Origin of the sequence: Agromyces sp. NPDC057679 (assembly GCF_042799635.1) — a bacterium.
In the GTDB taxonomy this organism is placed as follows: domain Bacteria; phylum Actinomycetota; class Actinomycetes; order Actinomycetales; family Microbacteriaceae; genus Agromyces.
This window is the reverse complement of the sequence record NZ_JBHVIK010000005.1, coordinates 69,689-88,538: the sequence shown is the minus strand read 5'-3', so window position 1 is coordinate 88,538 and position 18,850 is coordinate 69,689. Positions and strand designations below refer to the sequence as shown.

At 71.1% G+C, this 18,850-nt stretch carries 15 protein-coding genes and 1 tRNA gene; 6 read left to right on the top strand and 10 right to left on the bottom strand.

From position 1 onward, the window contains the following. The first annotated feature begins 162 nt into the window (after positions 1 to 162). Together ACFVAJ_RS19875 and ACFVAJ_RS19870 are read left to right on the top strand one after the other, a co-directional pair. Positions 163 to 1,239, top strand: a complete 1,077-nt coding sequence (locus ACFVAJ_RS19875; protein WP_376947255.1) for a DUF998 domain-containing protein — start codon at positions 163 to 165, stop codon at positions 1,237 to 1,239. 33 nt (positions 1,240 to 1,272) lie between these two features. Continuing rightward, positions 1,273 to 2,619 carry a DUF2252 domain-containing protein gene (locus ACFVAJ_RS19870; protein WP_376947253.1) on the top strand — a complete coding sequence of 449 codons (1,347 nt, stop codon included), beginning with the start codon at positions 1,273 to 1,275 and terminating at the stop codon, positions 2,617 to 2,619. A 143-nt stretch (positions 2,620 to 2,762) separates the two neighbouring features. Here ACFVAJ_RS19870 and ACFVAJ_RS19865 read toward each other — a convergent pair. The 7 genes from ACFVAJ_RS19865 to hisS all read right to left on the bottom strand — a co-directional run bounded on the left by ACFVAJ_RS19865 (position 2,763) and on the right by hisS (position 9,758). Continuing rightward, positions 2,763 to 2,836 (bottom strand) — tRNA-Leu (locus ACFVAJ_RS19865). A gap of 77 nt (positions 2,837 to 2,913) precedes the next feature. Further along, complete coding sequence (locus tag ACFVAJ_RS19860; protein WP_376947251.1) at positions 2,914 to 4,320, bottom strand: NAD(P)/FAD-dependent oxidoreductase; 1,407 nt, start codon at positions 4,318 to 4,320, stop codon at positions 2,914 to 2,916. Between the two features lie 47 nt (positions 4,321 to 4,367). After that, a complete protein-coding gene (locus tag ACFVAJ_RS19855) occupies positions 4,368 to 5,654 on the bottom strand; it encodes a S8 family serine peptidase (protein ID WP_376947249.1) in 1,287 nt (428 codons plus the stop codon). Beyond that, a complete protein-coding gene (locus ACFVAJ_RS19850; RefSeq protein WP_376947247.1) occupies positions 5,651 to 6,172 on the bottom strand; it encodes a DUF501 domain-containing protein in 522 nt (173 codons plus the stop codon). The genes ACFVAJ_RS19855 and ACFVAJ_RS19850 overlap by 4 nt, the downstream gene beginning before the upstream one ends. Then, complete coding sequence (locus ACFVAJ_RS19845; RefSeq protein WP_376947245.1) at positions 6,169 to 6,951, bottom strand: septum formation initiator family protein; 783 nt, start codon at positions 6,949 to 6,951, stop codon at positions 6,169 to 6,171. Before ACFVAJ_RS19845 ends, ACFVAJ_RS19850 begins: the two co-directional genes overlap by 4 nt. An 82-nt stretch (positions 6,952 to 7,033) precedes the next feature. After that, positions 7,034 to 8,314 carry a phosphopyruvate hydratase gene (gene eno / locus ACFVAJ_RS19840; protein WP_376947243.1) on the bottom strand — a complete coding sequence of 427 codons (1,281 nt, stop codon included), beginning with the start codon at positions 8,312 to 8,314 and terminating at the stop codon, positions 7,034 to 7,036. Positions 8,315 to 8,489: 175 nt separating this feature from the next. Continuing rightward, positions 8,490 to 9,758: a histidine--tRNA ligase gene (gene hisS, locus ACFVAJ_RS19835; RefSeq protein ID WP_376947241.1), complete on the bottom strand. Its 1,269-nt coding sequence runs from the start codon at positions 9,756 to 9,758 to the stop codon at positions 8,490 to 8,492. A 51-nt stretch (positions 9,759 to 9,809) separates the two neighbouring features. On the opposite strand from hisS, the gene ACFVAJ_RS19830 reads away from it, so the two are divergent. Further along, positions 9,810 to 10,730: an ABC transporter ATP-binding protein gene (locus ACFVAJ_RS19830; RefSeq protein ID WP_376947239.1), complete on the top strand. Its 921-nt coding sequence runs from the start codon at positions 9,810 to 9,812 to the stop codon at positions 10,728 to 10,730. Further along, positions 10,727 to 11,824 (top strand): ABC transporter permease, encoded by a 1,098-nt coding sequence (locus ACFVAJ_RS19825; protein ID WP_376947237.1) that lies wholly within the window; start codon positions 10,727 to 10,729, stop codon positions 11,822 to 11,824. Before ACFVAJ_RS19830 ends, ACFVAJ_RS19825 begins: the two co-directional genes overlap by 4 nt. A 30-nt stretch (positions 11,825 to 11,854) precedes the next feature. Here ACFVAJ_RS19825 and ACFVAJ_RS19820 read toward each other — a convergent pair whose 3' ends face one another. Both ACFVAJ_RS19820 and ACFVAJ_RS19815 read right to left on the bottom strand, forming a co-directional pair. Further along, positions 11,855 to 12,556, bottom strand: a complete 702-nt coding sequence (locus ACFVAJ_RS19820; RefSeq protein ID WP_376947235.1) for a YabN family protein — start codon at positions 12,554 to 12,556, stop codon at positions 11,855 to 11,857. Positions 12,557 to 12,605: 49 nt separating this feature from the next. Further along, positions 12,606 to 13,259 carry a LysE family transporter gene (locus ACFVAJ_RS19815; protein ID WP_376947233.1) on the bottom strand — a complete coding sequence of 218 codons (654 nt, stop codon included), beginning with the start codon at positions 13,257 to 13,259 and terminating at the stop codon, positions 12,606 to 12,608. 217 nt (positions 13,260 to 13,476) lie between these two features. On the opposite strand from ACFVAJ_RS19815, the gene ACFVAJ_RS19810 reads away from it, so the two are divergent. Together ACFVAJ_RS19810 and ACFVAJ_RS19805 are read left to right on the top strand one after the other, a co-directional pair. After that, positions 13,477 to 14,676, top strand: coding sequence for a Na+/H+ antiporter NhaA (locus tag ACFVAJ_RS19810; protein ID WP_376947231.1), 1,200 nt, complete (start codon positions 13,477 to 13,479; stop codon positions 14,674 to 14,676). Positions 14,677 to 14,758: 82 nt separating this feature from the next. After that, complete coding sequence (locus ACFVAJ_RS19805) at positions 14,759 to 15,088, top strand: hypothetical protein (protein WP_376947229.1); 330 nt, start codon at positions 14,759 to 14,761, stop codon at positions 15,086 to 15,088. 63 nt (positions 15,089 to 15,151) lie between these two features. On the opposite strand, the gene mfd is transcribed toward ACFVAJ_RS19805, so the two are convergent. Further along, on the bottom strand, positions 15,152 to 18,835 hold the full coding sequence (gene mfd / locus ACFVAJ_RS19800; protein WP_376947227.1) for a transcription-repair coupling factor: 3,684 nt from the start codon (positions 18,833 to 18,835) through the stop codon (positions 15,152 to 15,154). Positions 18,836 to 18,850 lie beyond the last annotated feature (15 nt).

Here is an 18,850-nt window from a genome sequence, read left to right as displayed (position 1 = left end):
CCGGCGGGCGGTGCCCACGGGCGCGAGCCAAACGTCCGGTGCTCCCGCTGGGATTCGAACCCGAATGTGCGGCGCACAGCGGATCGGGAGCGGCGCACCTCGCGTGAAACGAGCCCCGATCTGGGTGTTCCGCGCGTCCAGCCCAAGTCGTACTCTGACCCCGTGGACACGATCGACACCTCCGCCGCCGTCTCGTCGACGCCTGGCCGTCGGGCGGAATCCGAAGCGGTGTACGCGGCGCTGTCCGCCGGCTTGGTCGGCGCGATCTACGGCCTCCTCCTGGGGTGGGTCGTGCCTGACCGCCCCGTGGCCGGAGCAGCCGATTCTTTCGCGACCTGGGCGGCGACCGGTGCAGGAATCGTCGCCGCCGTCGCTTCGTCGATCGGGTACTGGCGAGCGCGCCACCGTCCAGGGCAGGAGTGGCGGGAGTCGCTCCCGGTGTGGAAGGGCATCGTCAACACCGCGTCGGTCGTGGTCGTGCACGCAGCACTCGCGTTCGTCGCGGTGTACGCGCTCTACCGGATGTTCGAGAGGGGATTCATCGGGCTGCCGATCGTGACGTTCTGGTCGGTGGTCATGATGGCGGTCACCCTGGGCCTCACCGCCTGGATCGTCTACCTCTCGGTGTCAGCGATGACGACCCAACGGATGTCGTCGCTGATGCTGGCCTTCATCGCGATCGGCACGTTGACCGCGATGGTCACCACCCCCGACCCGACCTGGTGGACGATCCACTTCAGCCATCTCGGCACCTTCGAGGACGACCTTTCGAGCTGGCTCTTCAACGGCACGTTGATCGCCGCCGGCCTCCTCGTGACGACGTTCGCGGTCTACGTGGCCCACGACATGCGCGCCCTCGCGGCGGTCGGCGTGCTCGAGAACCCGCGGGCGCCCCGCGTCGTCCCCGTGCTGTTCGTCATTATGGGGATCATGCTCGCCTGCGTGGGCATCTTCCCGGTCGACGTGAACATGACTGCCCACAACCTCTCGGCCTCCGGCATGGCCGTGATGTTCCTCGTGCTCCTCATCGGCGGCCCGAGGTTCTTCCGCGGCATGCCCCGCACCTACTTCGTCGCGTCGTGGGGGTTCCTCGCTGCGGTGGTTGTCTCGGTGATCCTCTTCATCCCCGCAATCGGCTACTTCTCGCTTACCGCATTCGAGATCATCGTGTTCGCGCTGATCTTCGGCTGGATCGCAGTCTTCATCCGCTTCCTCCGTGTTGCGGGAAACCACGACTGACGCGGGCGGCGTCACCATCGAGGGGAGCCGACGATGACACTCACCAGGGCCGAGCAGTTCCAGGATGGTCACGACCGGCGAAAGGTTGTACCGCTCGACTCGCACGGCGACTGGGTACCCTCCAAGGACCGGGCCGACCCGATCGATGTGCTGACGGCTTCCAATGCGAGCCGCTTGGAGGGGCTGATCCCGATCCGCTTCGGTCGCATGGCCGCAAGCCCGTTCGCCTTTCTGCGCGGCTCCGCCGCCGTCATGGCCGGCGACCTCGCCACCGCGCCGACGCCGGGACTTGAGGTCCTGCTGTGCGGCGACTGCCACCTCATGAACTTCGGGCTCTTCGCCACCCCGGAACGCAACGTCGTGTTCGGAGTCAACGACTTCGATGAGACCCTCCCCGGACCGTGGGAGTGGGATCTGAAGCGACTCACCGCGAGTCTGGTCGTCGCTTGCCAGGAGGTGGGCATCGACGACCACGGTGCGGAATCCGTTGCCGTCGCATGCGCGGCCGCGTATCGACGTCGCATCGCGGAACTGGCGACGATGACTCCACTGGAGGTGTGGTACGACCGCATCGACCTGGCGACACTCATCGACACGGCACCCGACAAGAAGACGAAGAAGCGGCGAAAGGAGCTGCGACGGCGGGCGCGTCGGCGAGTAGCCGAGCATCTGTTCCCGAAACTCGTCGATACCGCAGGCGGCGACCTGCGGATAGCGGACCAACCACCGCTGATCTTCCACTTCGATGAGATCAACCTCGAGAGCATCCAGGGATTCTTCGACGCCTACAGATCCTCGCTCTCCCGGCCGCTTCAAGTGCTGTACGACCACTACCTCCTTCGCGATGTCGCGATCAAGGTGGTCGGCGTGGGCAGCGTCGGCACTCGTTGCTACGTCGTGTTGTTCACCGACGACGACGGCAAGCCGCTACTGCTGCAGGTCAAGGAGGCGAACGACTCTGTGCTCGCACCCTTCGTCCCTCGACGCCCGGACCCGCTGGTGCACAACGGCGAGCGGGTTGTCACCGGTCAGCGGCTGATGCAGCCGGCGAGCGACATCTTCCTCGGATACGCCACAAGTCCGGCCGGCCGCGAGTTCTACGTGCGCCAACTGCGCGACATGAAGCTCTCCATCGACCTCGTGGCCGATGTCGAGCTGATGACGCGGTACGCCGATTTCTGCGCCACTGCGCTGGCCCGCGCTCACGCCAACACGGGTTCAGCCGCCGGGATCGCGGGCTACCTCGGCGACGGCGACACGTTCGACAAGGCTCTCGGGCGATTCTCGCTTGCGTACGCCGAGCAAACGGTCCACGACCATCAAACACTCGTCGACGCGATCAAGGCCGGGCGACTCGACGCAGCCCTCGACACCGACTGACGCCCGCGAAGCACCGATCCGGGCCTTCGGCGAGGGGACGATCGTCGAGATCACCGCACGCGAAGTGCCGGAAGCGCTCAGGAGCAGTTGCTGACGAGCCCCACTTCCGCGTGATTCAGCGGATCTGACGGCGTCGAGAACGGTGCTCCCGCTGGGATTCGAACCCAGACTCGAGCGGGTTTAAGCCGCCTGCCTCTGCCGATTGGGCTACGGGAGCGTCGCGCCCGGAAGACGCGGAACGCGGCGCCGCCCCGAAGGGCGACGCCGCGTCTCAGCTTAGTCAGGGGCCGTCCGCTACTTGGCGGCGACGGGCTCCTTCTTGGCGGGCTTGGCGTCCTTCGCCGCGGCGGGCGCGGCCGGTGCGGGCGCCTCGACCGCCGGGGGCTTCGGACGAGCCGCGAAGAGCTCGAACTGGGCGCGCGGGGTCTGCACCGCCTCGATCGCGACGATGTCGCGGCGGAGCCAGAAGTTGTTCCACCAGCCCCAGAACACGCGGAACTTGCGCTCCCAGCTGGGCATCGCGAGGCCGTGGTAGCCGCGGTGCGCGAACCAGGCCAGCAGGCCCTTGATCGCGAGCTTGCCCGACTGGAACACGCCCGAGCCGATGCCGAGGCCGGCGACGGCGCCGAGGTTCTTGTGGAAGTACTGCTTGGGCTCCTCGCCGCGGAGCACCGCGACGATGTTCTTCGCGAGCAGCTTGCCCTGACGCACGGCGTGCTGGGCGTTCGGCACGCAGTAGCCGCCGACGCCGCCGCCCGAGAGGTCGGGAACGGCCGAGATGTCGCCGGCCGCCCACGCGTCGGGGACGAAGTCCTCGTCGTCGCCGACGCGGAGGTCGGCGCGGGTCTTGATGCGGCCGCGCTCCTCGACGGGGAGGTCGCTCGTGCGCACGATCGCCGGGTTCGCCATGACGCCGGCGGTCCAGACGATCAGGTCGGACTCGAAGCTCTCGCCGGTCGACAGCTCGATCTTGCCGTCCTGCGCGCTCGTGAGCTGGGTGTCGAGGTGGATCTCGGCACCGCGCTGCGCGAGGTGCTTGATGACCCAGTGGCTCGTCTCGAGCGAGACCTCGGGCATGATGCGGCCCATCGCCTCGATGAGGTGGAAGTGCGTCTCGTCGAAGCTCAGCTGCGGGTAGTACTCGAGCAGCGCGCTCGCGAAGGAGCGGAGCTCGGCGAAGACCTCGATGCCGGCGAAGCCGCCGCCGACGACGGTGACCGTGAGCAGTCGCTCGCGCTCGGGGCCGGCGGGCATGCTCGCCGCCTTGTCGAAGTTCGAGACGAGGCGGTCGCGGATCGCGACGGCCTCTTCGATCGTCTTCAGGCCGATCGCGTTGTCGGCGATGCCGGGGATCGGGAAGGTGCGCGAGACGGCACCGCCGGTCACGACGACGACGTCGTACTCGAACTCCCACGGCTCGCCGAGCTCGGGGGTGATCGTCGCGGTCTTCGAGGCGTGGTCGATCTTGGTGACCTTCGCCGTGATGACGTTGGTCTTCTTCAGGTGGCGACGCTGCGAGGTGACCGCGTGGCGGGCCTCGATCGAACCCGCCGCGACCTCGGGCAGGAACGGCTGGTAGGTCATGTAGGGCAGCGGGTCGACGACCGTCACCTCGGCCTCGCCGGCGCGCAGCCACTTCTCGAGCTTCCACGCCGTGTAGAACCCCGCATAGCCACCGCCGACGATGAGAATCTTGGGCACGGTGAATGGACTCCTCAGTATCTGGTGATGCGGCCTGATGCGTGCGATCACTGCTCGCGAGTGCGGACAGTCCGCCTGGTATGCCGAGTGGCGCCGATGCCCAACAGCGCTGCTAGCGTACCAAATCCTGCGACGAGCGAGAGCGGCACGGTGATGTAGGCCAGTGTCCACGGTGTCGGAAGCAGGGTCGCCGTGCCCTCATCGGCCGGTGGCGGCGGGTCGGCGATGGGCACGATCTCGGATTCGGGCGAATCCGTGGGCTGCGTCGTCGAGGAGGCGCGCCGGTGCAGGGTGATCCACTCCTCGAGGCTGCCGAGCGGGTTCTCGTCGACCTGCTCGACCTCGGCCTCGAGCGCCGGGACGGGATCGATCAGCCCGTAGCCGTAGAGCGGGCTCGGCACCTCGTGGCCGTTCGGGTCGGCGGTCTGGATGACCCGGTTGATGACGTTCGCCGCGTCGAGCTCGGGGTACTCGGCGCGCACGAGCGCCACGAGTCCGGAGACGAGCGGGGTCGCCGCACTGGTGCCGTCCCAGATGACGACGCGGCCGTCGGGCCTGACGCCCACGAGGTCTTCGCTGGGGGCTGCGACGCCGAGCGTGATGCCCTGGGAGCTCGCGTCGAGGCTCGCGTTCTTCTCCTTGTCGACGCCCGCGACGGCGAGCACGCCGGGGATCGTCGCCGGCGCGCCGACCTCGGTCGTGCCGCTGCCGCGGTTGCCCGCCGCGGCGACGACCACGACGTCGTGCTCGAAGGCGTAGAGGAACGCCTCGTCCCAGCTCTCGGGCCAGTCACGGGTGTTGCGCGTGAGCGACATGTTGATGACGTCGGCGCCGTTGTCGACGGCCCACCTCACGCCCTCGGCGATCTGCTCGTCGTTCGACTTCTCGGCGCCGGTGTCCTGCCCGAAGGCGACCGACACCGTCAGCAGCTCGGCCTCGGGCGCGACGCCGATGACGCCGGCCCCCTCCCCCGTGCCGCGCCCGGCCAGGAGCGACGCCACCATCGTGCCGTGCCCGCTCTCGTCGGGGTCGCCGACCGGGGTCTGCCCGTCGGGAGTGCCGAGGCCCGAGACATCCGTGCCGCCGGTGACGGCACCGCGGAGCTCGGTGACGTTGCCGTTCACCCCGGTGTCGATGATCGCGACCTTGACGCCCTTGCCCTTGGTGGTGTTCCACGCCGTCGTGAAGCCGTAGTCGCCGAGCCAGTACTCGTAGTCGCGAACGGTGTCGGCGTGGGCCGGCAGGGCCCCGCCGAGCAGCACCGCGGCAGCCGCGACCGCGGCGGTCGCGGTCTTCGCGAGCGTCGTTGCGAGGCGGCCCCGGCGGTGGGTCATTCCGGGTCGACTCCGTAATCGGGGCATCGGCAGACGTCGGGCGACCAGCTCGATCGCTCGAGGGCGAGGTCGCCGATGGGGTTCAGGCCCGGGCCCGCCGCCAGCGACTGGGCCGCGAGCGCGTGCAGGCACTTCACCCGCGTGGGCATGCCGCCCGCCGAGATGCCGTCGACCTCGGGCACGTCGCCGAACCGGGCGCGGTCGGCGAGGTACTCGCGGTGGGCGTGCTCGTAGGCGGCGCGCACGTCGTCGTCGCTCGCGAGCAGCTCGGTGCACTCGACCATGAGCTGGGCCGCCTCGAGGAACGACATCGCGGCGGTCGCGCCCGGATGCGAGAGGTAGTAGAACGTCGGGAACGGGGTGCCGTCGGCCAGGCGCGGCGAGGTCGCGACGACCGTCGGCGCACCGCACACGCAGCGCGCGGCGATGCCGACGACGTTGCGGGCAGGGCGGCCGAGCTGGGCCGACACGATCGCGAGATCGCGCTCGGACACCTCGTCGAACGGGGGCCGGGTCATCGCGCCCCCTCCGCATCGGGGGTCGCCGGGGCGTCGGTCGCCGGCGCCGCCGGGTCACCGGCCTCGGGGGCCAGCCCCGCGGTCATCACGGAGTCGAGCAGGGTGCGCATCCAATCGCCCTTCGATTCGGTCACTTCGGCCGAGACCGCTGCGGCGTCCTCCGCTTTCGCGGCCTCGCTGCGGTCGTCGATGACGAGGTAGCTCACCTCGCCCGGCATCACGTAGTACAGACGTTCACGCGCCTGCGTGACGATGAACGTCTCGTCGTTCCAGCGCTCGCGCTCGTCGCGCAGACGCTGGACCTCGGTCTCCTGTGCGGCCACCGCGGCGCGCAGCTCGGCGAGTTGCGCGCGCTGCTGCGCGAAGGCCGCGATCGTCGGTGCGAGCACCACGACCGCGAGCACGAGCACTCCCAGCATGATGAGCGAGAAACCTGAGAAACGGATGCCACTGAGCCACCCCGCACGCACGGCGTCCGTCGAAGCGCCCACGGCGGGGGTCGCAGAACGGGGAGGCTTCGCCGGCCCGGACCGGCCCGTCTTCGCGGCGGGACGAGTGTTCGCGGGCTTCGCGGATGCCGCGGGCTTCGCGGATCCCGCGGCGGACTTCGCGTTCGCCGCCTTCGCGTTCGCCGGCTTCGCCCCCGCGGCGCCGCGCTTCGCGGACGAGGCGGGCGCCGAGGCATCCCTGCCCTGATTCTGCGGGGTGCGCGAGCGCGGCGTGCGCGCGCCGGCCGGGTTCGCGGGACGCCGGGGGTTGCGGGGGGAATCGTCCTTCATCGCCCCTCCTCCCGGCAGGCCCGGAAGACGACGACGGGGGCGGCCACCCGGCCACCCCCGTCGCTGCAGTTCAGCTACGCTGTCACGCCGTGAAGCGCGGGAACGCCGTGCGACCGGCGTACACCGCGGCCTCACCGAGCTCTTCTTCGATCCTCAGAAGCTGATTGTACTTGGCGACGCGCTCCGAGCGGGCGGGCGCGCCCGTCTTGATCTGACCGCAGTTGGTCGCGACGGCGAGGTCGGCGATCGTCGTGTCCTCGGTCTCGCCCGAACGGTGCGAGAGCACCGCGGTGTAGCCCGAGCGCTGCGCGAGCGACACGGCGTCGAGGGTCTCGGTCAGCGTGCCGATCTGGTTGACCTTCACGAGGATCGAGTTGCCCGCGTGCTTGGCGATGCCGTCGGCGAGGCGCTTCGGGTTCGTGACGAACAGGTCGTCGCCGACGAGCTGCAGCTTCTGCCCGAGCTCGGCCGTGAGGGCCGTCCAGCCCTCCCAGTCGGCTTCGTCCAGCGGGTCCTCGATCGAGATCAGGGGGTACGCGGCGGCGAGCTCGGCGTAGTACGCGCTCATCTCGGCCGAGGTGCGGTCCTTGCCCTCGAAGCGGTAGACGCCGTTCTCGAAGAACTCGGACGCGGCGACGTCGAGGCCGAGCGCGATGTCGGTGCCGAGCGTGAAGCCGGCCTTCTCGACCGCCTCCGAGATGAAGTCGAGCGCGGCGCGGTTGTGCTCGAAGTCGGGGGCGAAGCCGCCCTCGTCGCCGAGGCCCGTCGAGAGGCCCTTCGACTTCAGCAGGCTCTTCAGCGAGTGGTAGGTCTCGACGCCCCAGCGGAGGCCCTCGGAGTACGTCGGCGCGCCGATCGGCAGCACCATGAACTCCTGGATGTCGACGCCGGTGTCGGCGTGCGCACCGCCGTTGATGATGTTCATCATCGGCACGGGCAGCACGTGCGCGTTCGGGCCGCCGAGGTAGCGGAACAGCGGCAGGTCGGCCGCGTCGGCGGCGGCCTTCGCCACGGCGAGCGAGACGCCGAGGATGGCGTTCGCGCCGAGGGCGCTCTTGTTGTCGGTGCCGTCGGCCTCGATGAGGGCCGCGTCGACGAGGCGCTGGTCGCTCGCGTCGAGGTCTTCGATGGCCGGGCCGAGCTGGTCGAGCACGGCATCGACGGCCTTCTGCACGCCCTTGCCGAGGTAGCGGTCGGCGTCGCCGTCGCGCAGCTCGTAGGCCTCGAAGGCACCGGTGGAGGCGCCCGAGGGCACGGCCGCACGGGCCAGGGTGCCGTCGTCGAGCAGCACCTCGACCTCGACGGTCGGGTTGCCGCGCGAATCCAGGATCTCGCGCGCGCCTACAGCTTCGATGAATGCCACAGTGGACTCCTCGTGTGGGTGGGGTGACTGGGTGGAAGACTCCGTCGTGATCCGCGCCCAAGTCTAGAGGTCGAGGATGTCTCGCGCTTGCGCCCGATGCCGACCACGATCGAGCGGGCGAAGTTGGCGCGATCCATGCGCAGATTGACGCCAGGGTCCCCCTCGGCGAGCGCCGCTACGCGCCGAGGTCGCGGAACTCGAGCGCGGCGGCGTCGGTCGCCGAGGCCGACACGTTCGCGAAGGCGTCGAAGCCGTCGGCGGTCACGCGGTCGAGCAGGGCGCGCATGTTCTTGGTCCGGCGTTCGAGTCGAACACGGGTTCCGGAGGCCACGAGCTCGCCCTTGAGGGCGAGCAGGCGCGCCTGCGGGACCTCCCCGTCGTAGACCAGCACCACGGCACGCGGACGCGCGTCGTCGGCGATCTCGAGCAGGTCGACGATGCGCTCGAAGCCGATCGAGAAGCCGCAGGCGGGCACGTCCTGTCCGAGGAACCGCCCGATCATGCCGTCGTAGCGGCCGCCGCCGCCGAGCGAATAGCCGAACTCGGGGTGGGCGATCTCGAAGATCGTGCCGGTGTAGTAGCCCATCCCGCGCACGAGCGTGGGGTCGAACTCGATCGCGGCGTCGGGCAGCGCGGCGCGCAGCGCGAGGAGGTCGTCGTAGGCGGCGCGGTCGAGCCACGCGGGCGGCGGCACGACGCCGTCGGCCAGGTGCCAGTCGGCGCTCGTGAGCCCCTCGAGCGCGGTCGCCACGTCGACGTCGGCCGACACCGCCCCCGTCTCGGCGAGCTCGGCGGCGACGCCCCCGACGCCGATCTTGTCGAGCTTGTCGATCGTGATGAGGGCGCGCTCGCGGAGCTCCTCGGGCACGCCCCACGACGCGAGGATGCCCTGGAGGACGCGCCGGTCGTTGAGGCGGATCGTCGTGCCGGTGAGCCCGAGCGCGTCGAGCGTCGCGACGGTCGCGGTGAGCAGTTCGAGCTCGGCGAGCGGTCCGGCCTCGCCGATGATGTCGATATCGCACTGCACGAACTGCCGGTAGCGGCCCTTCTGCGGGCGCTCGGCGCGCCAGACCGGGGCGATCTGGATCGCACGGAACACCGGAGGCAGGGCCGCGCGGTGCGTCGCGTAGAAGCGGGCGAGCGGCACGGTCAGGTCGTAGCGCAGGCCGAGATCGGCGAGCGCGAGGGCGTCGCCGGATGCCGCGGCGCGCGCGAGGTCGTCGGCGGTCAGGCCGCGCTTCATGACGGCGAAGGCGAGCTTCTCGTTGTCGCCGCCGAGCCCGGCGTGCAGGCGGCTCGAGTCCTCCATCACGGGCGTCTCGATCTCGTCGAAGCCGTGGGCCGCGTAGACCCCGCGGATCACGCCGAGGGCGTGCTCGCGGCGGGCCTTCTCGGCGGGGAGGAAGTCGCGCATGCCGCGCGGAGGAGTGACGGAAGCGGCCATGCGTGCCATTCTTCCAGTTGTGCGGGCCGGCCCCGTGCGCGAGGAGGCACGATGGCAGGCATCACGGTCGCGGGCGTCGCCCGATCGTTCGGCGGGGTGCACGCGGTCCGCGATGCGAGCTTCGAGGTCGCGCCGGGCAGCGTCGCGGGCCTCATCGGACCGAACGGCGCGGGCAAGACCACGCTGCTGCTGATGCTCGCCACACTGCTCGCGCCCGATTCGGGCACGATCCGCATCGCCGGCTACGACCCAGTCACCGAACCGCACCAGGTGCGACGGCGCATGGGCTGGATGCCCGACGTGCTCGGCTCGTGGCCGACGCTCAGCGTGCGGGTCGCGCTGACGACGAGCGCCCGCATGTACGGAATGGGCGCGGTCGAGGCATCCGCTCGTGCGCAGCAGCTCATCGACCTCGTCGACCTCGCCCCGCTCGCCGAGCAGGCGACGCGAGTGCTCTCGCGTGGGCAGAAGCAGCGGCTGAGCCTCGCCCGGGCCCTCGTGCACGACCCCGAGGTGCTGCTGCTCGACGAGCCGGCCTCGGGTCTCGACCCGGCCGCACGCGCCGAGCTCCGCGAGCTCGTCCGCCGGCTCGCGGGCGAGGGCAAGACGATCCTCGTCTCGAGCCACGTGCTCGCCGAGCTCGAGGAGATGGCCGACTCGGCGGTGTACCTGGCGGCGGGCGCGACGGCGGCACCCGAGGACGTCGAGCGGGCCGGCCGCACGGCGCGCCACTGGCGGATCAGGTCGCTCGACCCCGATCGGCTCGTCGCCGCCCTCGGCGCGGCGGGCTTCGGCGAGGTCGCGGTCGTCGACCGCCTCGGCGCGGTGGTCCCGCTCGCGAGCGAGCGGGACGCGGCGCAGCTGCTCGCCCACCTCATCGGCACGGGCGTGCCGGTCTCGTCGTTCGCGCCGGCCGTCGGCGACCTCGAACACGTCTTCCACGACCTCAACCGGGCGGGGGACGACGCATGATCGGGTTCTTCCAGGGCATGTGGCTCATCGTCGCCCTCGACCTCAGGCAGCGCGTGCGCGGCGTCGCCTGGTACGTGCTGCTCGGCGTCTTCGTGCTGCTCGTGACGATCGTCACGGTGCTCGTCGTCATCGCGACGAACGCGTGGGACCAGGGCGGCGGTGCGGTCTTCTCGACCGTCGTCTTCTTCGTGCTGCTGCTCGGCACGCTCGTCTCCCCCGCCCTTTCGGGCAACGCGATCAACGGCGAGCGCGAGGCGGGCACGCTCGCGACGACCCAGGTGACGCTCGTCACGACCGCGCAGCTCGTCGTCGGCAAGTGGCTCGCCGCCTGGTTCACCGCCCTCGCGTTCCTCGCCGCCTCGGTGCCGTTCCTCGTGTTCGGCGTCGTGCTCGGCCAGGTCTCGGCGTCGACGATCGCGGTGTCGCTGCTCGTGCTCGCCGTCGAGGTCGGCGTGATCGCCGCGATCGGCGTGGGGCTGTCGGGGGTGATCACGCGGCCGCTGTTCTCGGTGGTCGTCACCTACCTCGTCGTCGCCGCGCTCTCGATCGGCACGCTGATCGCCTTCGCGCTCGGCGCCTCCGCGATGCAGTCGACGGTGCGCAGCACGTACATCTCGGTCGACTACGCCTATCTCGACGAGCAGGGACTGCTGCCCGGCGACCTCGAGGGCGAGGTGCCCTGCCTGCCGCCCCAGATCACCGAGTACCCGGTTCCGCGATGGGACTACGTCTGGGGGTTCCTCGCCGCGAATCCCTACGTCGTCGTCGCGGACGCCTCGCCCGGCGCCTTCGACGAGCACGGCTCGCCGCGCGACCTGTTCGGCTGGATCGCCGTGAGCGTGCGGCAGGCGCAGCACGCGCCCGACCTCGAGACGGTCTACGACGAGTGCGCCGAGTGGGAGAAGTACGGCCCCTACGGGTACCCGGGCGACCAGGACTACGAGACCCCGCAGGAGGTCTACGACCGCTCGGTGCCGTCGTGGTTCGTGGGGCTCTCGATCCACGTGCTGCTCGGCGCAGGCGCGCTCGCCTGGGCGTGGCGCCGCACCGAGGTGCCGGCACGGCGACTCGCGAAGGGCAGCCGGATCGCCTGAACGGGGCGGGCTGGGTCTCGAGACGCTCCGCTACTCGACCGGCCGGGGCTCCTCGGCAGCGGCCTGCTCGGCGCGTCGCACCTCGTCCTCGAACTCGCGCACCGCGGCGCGGAGCGCCCGCTCGGCGTCGAGCCCCTGCGCCCTGGCGGAGGCGACGAGCGCGAACAGCTGCCGCCCGAGCTCCTCCTCGGTGGCGGGCGCGGTGACGCTCGACGGTTCGGCCGGCGCCGGCCACGGCGCATCCTGCGCGGTGACGCCGGCGTTCTCGGCCTTGCCCTGCACCTTGCGGGCGAGCGCGAGCGCCGGCATGCCGCGCGGCACACCGTCGAGCACGCTCGTGCGGTGCGGCTTCTCGTCGGCCTTCAGGTCCTCCCAGAATGCGACGACGTCGTCGGCGGTCTCGGCCTCGCGGTCGCCGAAGACGTGCGGATGCCGCGACACCATCTTGGCCGTCATATGGCGGGCGACGTCGTCGATGTCGAAGCGCTCGTCGCCCGTATGGGCGGCGATGTCGGCGTGGAAGAGCACCTGGTAGAGCACGTCGCCGAGCTCTTCGAGCATCTCGGCGCGGTCGCCCGCCTCGATCGCGTCGATCAGCTCCCAGCACTCCTCGACGAGGTACTGCACGAGCGATTCGTGGGTCTGGTCGGCGTCCCACGGGCACCCGCCGGGGGCGCGCAGCAGGGCGACGGTGGCGACGAGTTCGTCGAGTCCGGGGTGGGGTGCGCTCATACCGGCAGCCTAGGCGGACGTCGCGACGCGTGCGCGGGTCGCGCCGCGGTCAGTGCACGAACGCGAGCAGCAGGCCGACGCCGATGAACAGCACGCCGAACGCCGTGTTCACGATGCGCTGCCCGCGCACCGAGCGGGTGAAGCGGCGCATCCCGTGCGCGGCGAGCGCGAAGAAGCCCCACATCACGATGACGTCGACGACGATGACCGTCGCGCCGACGACGAGGTACTGCGGCAGCAGCGGCTCGTCGGGCCGGATGAACTGCGGCAGGAAGGCGAGGAAGAACACGATCGCCTTCGGGTTCAGGAGGTTCACCCAGAGACCCCTGCGGAACATCGACCAGCGCGACTCGGAGGCGGCGAGCGGCGCCGTCGCCGAGACATCCGCCTCGTCTGCGTCGGCCTCGTCGGGTGCCTGCGGCTTCGCGAGCAGCTGACGGATGCCGAGGTAGACGAGGTAGGCGGCGCCCGCGTAGCGGATGACCTCGAAGGCGACGGGCGACTTCGCGACGAGGACGCCGACGCCCGCGGCGACGATGAGGATGTGCACGACGAGCGCGGCCTGCTGGCCGAGGATGCCCCAGATCGACCGGCGGAACCCGTGGCTCAGCGAGTTGCCCATCGTGTTGATCGCCCCCGCGCCCGGGGTGAAGCTGATCACGAAGCACGCGGCGAGGAGCGTCGCCCAGAGCGAGAGGGTCACCCGGTCAAGCGTAGGCGGGCCGCGGGGGTGCTTCTGCCGCGCCCGCCCCGCCCGGACCCGCCCGGCCGCGCCCGGACGCGCCCCGACCCGCCCGATAGACTCGATCGCGGAGTGCCGGGAAGTCTGGTCGGCCGGCGGGAGACCGTCGTCACCGTCCTTCCCGCGTCGCCTCAGGGCTCAGGCCCGTACGCGCACGCGACGTCCGAACAGGAGTCCCATGAACTTCCTCCGCTCCGAGCGATGGGCCGCCGGCCTCCTGCTCATCGCGGCCGCCCTCGGCCTGCTCCTCGCGAACACGGCAGCCGGCCCCGCACTGCTCGACGCCAAGAACGCGCACCTCGACCTCTCGTGGATCGGCCTCGATCTCTCGGTCGGTCACTGGATCAGCGACGGACTGCTCGCGATCTTCTTCTTCATCGTCGCCGTCGAGCTCAAGCGCGAGCTCGTCATCGGCGAGCTCAACAGCCTCTCGAAGGCGCTCCTGCCGGCGATCGCCGCGGTCGGCGGCGTGATCGTGCCCGCCCTCATCTTCCTCGGGTTCACGGCGGGCACGCCGACCGCCGACGGCTGGCCCATCCCCACCGCGACCGACATCGCGTTCGCACTCGGGGTGCTCGCCGTGTTCGGCACGTGGATCCCGACGCGCGTGCGCGTGTTCCTCCTCGCCCTCGCAGTGCTCGACGACCTCATCGCGATCCTCATCATCGCGTTCTTCTTCACGAGCGACGCGAATCTCGCCTCGATCGGCTTCGCGGGCATCGCGATCGCGCTGTTCGGCGCGGTGAGCCGCATCATGAAGCCGCGTTCGGCGTGGATCCTCGCCCGTCGCCCGCAGTGGCCCATCGTGCTGCTGCTCGTCGTGCTCGGGGTGCTCGCCTGGTACTTCGTCTACCGCTCGGGCGTGCACGCCACGATCGCCGGCGTCGCCCTCGGCCTCGTGATGTCGCGCCGCCCGGGCGGCCGCGCCGTGCACGCGCTCGAACCGTGGTCGAACGGCGTCATCCTGCCGCTCTTCGCCTTCTCGGCGGCGATGGTCGCCGTGCCGCAGGTGAGCCCGAGCGAGCTCGACCCCGCGTTCTGGGGCATCCTCGTGGGCCTCCCGGTCGGCAAGATCGTCGGCATCGTCATCGCCGGCGGCCTCGGCGGCCTCGTGGCCCGGCGCAGATCGGGCACGCCCCTCACGCTGGGCGACCTGCTCGTCGTCGGAACCCTCGGCGGCATCGGCTTCACCGTGTCGCTGCTCATGAACGAGCTCGCGTTCGCGGCACTGCCCGGAGTCGCCGACGAGGGCACCCTCGCGGTGCTGCTCGGCTCGGGCATCGCGATCGTCGCCTCCGGCGTCGCGGTCGGCGTGCGCTCGGCGCAGTACAAGCGCCGTGGGGCGCAGGCCGGCCCCGGCGGGGCGTTCTCCCGATGAGCGGCAGCGCAGGCGCGACCCCCGGCGAAACGACAGGATCGATGAGGACGACAGGATCGATGAAGGACGATGGAGGAACTCGATGAGCGGCGGTCATGACTCCGGGCCCGACGGTCGACGGGCGGCGGAGCCGGCGAGCCGGCACCTGAGCGCCGAACTGCGACCGCGACGGCTGCGCGGCATCCGCAGGGCCGTGCACACGGTGCTGCTCGTCGCGGGCGAGGCGATGAGCCTCGGCGGCCCGTCGGTCGCCGAGCTGGTGGTCGTGCGCACCGAGACCGGGGCTCCGGTCATCCGGACCGGGGCGGGATCGCTCATGGAGGCCGACGAGCTGCTCAGACAGATCCGCGCCGACCTCGATCGGTTGAGCGTCGAGGAGTTCCTCGCCGAGTGGGGGCACCTCAAGGCCTAGGCCGGGGCGCCCCGGGGTCGGGGACGCGGCGGCCGGCCGCTGCGGGCGCTGCGCGGCCCGGCTTCACACCGCAGGCGCCGCCGTCGACTCGCTCGGCTCGAAGATGTTCGTGACGAGCCGCGACACCCACTCGATGAGTTCGGCGTCGGGCAGCATCTCGCCGCCGGGCATCGGGAACGGCACGAGGATGACGTCGTTCTGCGCGAAGTGCTTCGCCCCCTGGTACATGCGCTCGAGGCGCACGCGCCGCGAGTCGGGGATCTTCGCCGGTGCGATGCGCAGCTTCGACCCGGTCGCGAGCAGGTCGCTGAGCCCCGCGAGCTGGGCCTGACGACGCAACCGCGAGATGGCGATGAGGTGCGCCACCTGCTCGGGCGGCGTGCCGTAGCGGTCGACGAGCTCCTCGAGCACCGTGTCGATCTGGTCGTCCTTCGCGGCCGGGCCGCTCGCGGCCGAGAGCTTCTGATAGGCCTCGAGGCGCAGCCGCTCGCTGTCGACGTACTCCTCGGGGATGTGCGCGTCGACCGGCAGCTCGAGACGCAGTTCGGTCTGCCCTTCGGCGACGTCGCCGCGGAACGCGGAGACGGCCTCGCCGATCATGCGCAGGTACAGGTCGAAGCCGACCCCCGCGATGTGCCCCGCCTGCTCGGCGCCGAGCAGGTTGCCGGCGCCACGGATCTCGAGGTCTTTCAGGGCGACCTGCATGCCCGAGCCGAGCTCGTTGTTCGCAGCGATCGTCGAGAGCCGGTCGTGCGCGGTCTCGGTGAGCGGCTTCGCGGGGTCGTAGAGGAAGTACGCGTACGCCCGCTCGCGCCCGCGGCCGACGCGGCCGCGCAGCTGGTGCAGCTGGCTGAGCCCGTACTTGTCGGCCTTGTCGATGATGATCGTGTTCGCGTTCGAGATGTCGAGGCCGGTCTCGATGATGGTCGTCGAGACGAGCACGTCGAACTTGCGCTCCCAGAAGTCGTTCACGATCTGCTCGAGCACGTGCTCGTTGAGCTGGCCGTGCGCGACCGCGATGCGCGCCTCGGGCACGAGCTCGGCGAGCTGGGCCGCGACCCGGTTGATCGACGAGACGCGGTTGTGCACGAAGAAGACCTGCCCCTCGCGGAGCATCTCGCGGCGGATCGCCGCGCCCACCTGCTGCTCGGAGTAGGGCCCGACGAAGGTGAGGATGGGGTGGCGGTCTTCAGGGGGCGTCGCGAGGGTCGACATCTCACGGATGCCGGTGACGGCCATCTCGAGGGTTCGCGGGATCGGCGTCGCGCTCATCGCGAGGATGTCGACGTTCGTCTTCAGCTTCTTGAGCGCGTCCTTGTGCTCGACGCCGAAGCGCTGCTCCTCGTCGATGATCATGAGACCGAGGTCTTTGAACTGGACCTTCTCGGTGAGGATGCGGTGGGTGCCGATGACCATGTCGACGGTGCCGTCGGCGAGGCCCGCGATGGTCTCGCGCACCTCCTTGTCGGTCTGGAACCGGCTGAGCGGTCGCACGCGCACCGGGAACCCCGCGAAGCGCTCGCTGAAGGTCTCGAGGTGCTGCTTCGCGAGGAGCGTCGTGGGCACGAGCATCGCGGCCTGCTTGCCGTCTTGGATGGCCTTGAACGCGGCGCGCACGGCGACCTCGGTCTTGCCGAAGCCGACGTCGCCGGCGAGGAGGCGGTCCATCGGGATCGGCCGCTCCATGTCGGCCTTCACCTCGTCGATGGTCTGCAGCTGGTCGTGCGTCTCGGCGAACGGGAACGCCTCTTCGAGCTCGTGCTGCCAGGGGGTGTCGGGGCCGAAGGCATGCCCCTTCGCCGCCATGCGCGCCGAGTAGAGCTTCACGAGCTCGACGGCGATGTCGCGCACGGCCTTGCGGGCCTTGTTCTTCGCCTGCGACCAGTCGCTGCCGCCCATCTTCGAGAGCGCGGGGGCCTCGCCGCCGACGTAGCGCGAGAGCAGGTCGAGCTGGTCGGTCGGCACGAACAGGCGGTCGCCCGCCTGGCCGCGCTTGGAGGGCGCGTACTCGAGCACGAGGTACTCGCGCACCGAGGTGGGCTGCTGCTGGATGCCGGCGGTGCGGCTGGGGCCCTTCGGGCGGGCGCCCGTCGCCACCTCGCGCTGGACCATCTCGACGAACCGCCCGATGCCGTGCGTCTGGTGCACCACGTGGTCGCCCGCCTTCAGCTGCAGCGGGTCGACGACGTTGCGGCGGCGCGAGGCGAGCTTCTTGCCCTGCCTCGCGTCGTAGCCCGCGGCGCGGCCGTAGAACTCGGCCTCGGCGATGAGCCCGAGCTTCGCCTCGGGCACCTCGAAGCCGCGGGCCGCGTCGGCGTGCACGAGGTACGCGACCCCGGGCTCGAACTCGCTCGGCGTCTCCTCGACGATGCGCGCGGCGAGGCCCGCCTCGGCGAGCACGTCGCGGGCGCGCTCGACGAGCCCCTGCCCGGCCGAGACGACGACGAGCGACCAGCCGTCGCGGAGGCGGCCGGCGACATGTTCGACGGCGCCCTCCACGTTGCCCTGGAAGCTCGGCATCGCGTTCGCCGCGACGCGCCGGGTCGCGGCCGCCGCCTGCGCGGCCTGCTCGGCGGCATCGCCCCCGGCCGCGGCGACCACCTCGGCGGCGTCGCCGAGGTCGAAGCTCGAGAAGTTCCACCACACGCGGCGCGGGTCGGGCTCGCCCGGCGCGCTGTAGATGGCGGCGTCGCGCAGCGCCCGTACGGTGAGGAAGTCGCCCGCGGCGAGGTCGATCGGCGCCTCGGCGCCGTGGGTCGCGGCCATCCACGCGGCCGAGAGGAACTCGCGGTTCGTCTCGCCGAGGCTCACCGCGCGCCCCGAGACCCGCTCGGGTTCGAGCACGGCGAGCGCCGCGCCCTCGGGCAGGTAGTGCGTGACCGGCACGAGCCGCTCGAGCAGGGCCGGTGCGAGCGACTCCATGCCCTCGACGGGGATGCCCTCGGCGATCTTCTCGAGCATCGCCGAGAGGCTCGGGAACTCGTGCACCATCTCGCTCGCCCGCTGCCGCACGGGGGCGGTCAGCAGCAGCTCGCGGCTCGGCGAGAGCACGACGCGTTCGACGGGCTCGGGCAGCGACCGCTGGTCGGCGACCGAGAACGCACGGAGCTCCTCGACCTCGTCGCCGAAGAACTCGACGCGCACCGGGTGGTCGGCCGTCGGCGGGAACACGTCGAGGATGCCGCCGCGCACCGCGAACTCGCCGCGCCGGGCGACCATGTCGACGCGGGCATACGCGAGGTCGACGAGTTCGACGGCGAGCTTGGAGAGCTCGTGCCCCCGGCCGCCCTGCACGAGTTCGATGGGGGCGCGGTCGGCGAGGTTGTCGGCCAGCGGCTGCAGCGCGGCGCGCACCGAGGCGACCACGACGAGCGGATGCGACGCCGACGACGCCGACCACTCGTGCATGCGGCGCAGGGCATGGAGCCGACGGCCGACCGTCTCGGCGCTCGGCGAGAGGCGTTCGTGCGGCAGCGTCTCCCATGCGGGGAACTCGAGGAGCTCGGCGTCGTCGGGCAGGTAGGGCGCGAGCGAGGCGCGCATCGCCTCGCCCTCGCGGCTCGTCGCGGTGATGACGAGGAGGGCCGGCGGCAGCCCCGCCTCGACCCGACGGGCGAGGAGCCCGGCCAGCAACGGCGCATCGAGGCCCGCCGGAGCCGAGAAATCGGCGTTCCGCAGGGCCTCCGAGAGGGCGCCGTCGATCGTGGAGGCGCGCGAAAGCGCCGTGTTCAGACCCTGCAGACTCACCCGACGAGTCTACGC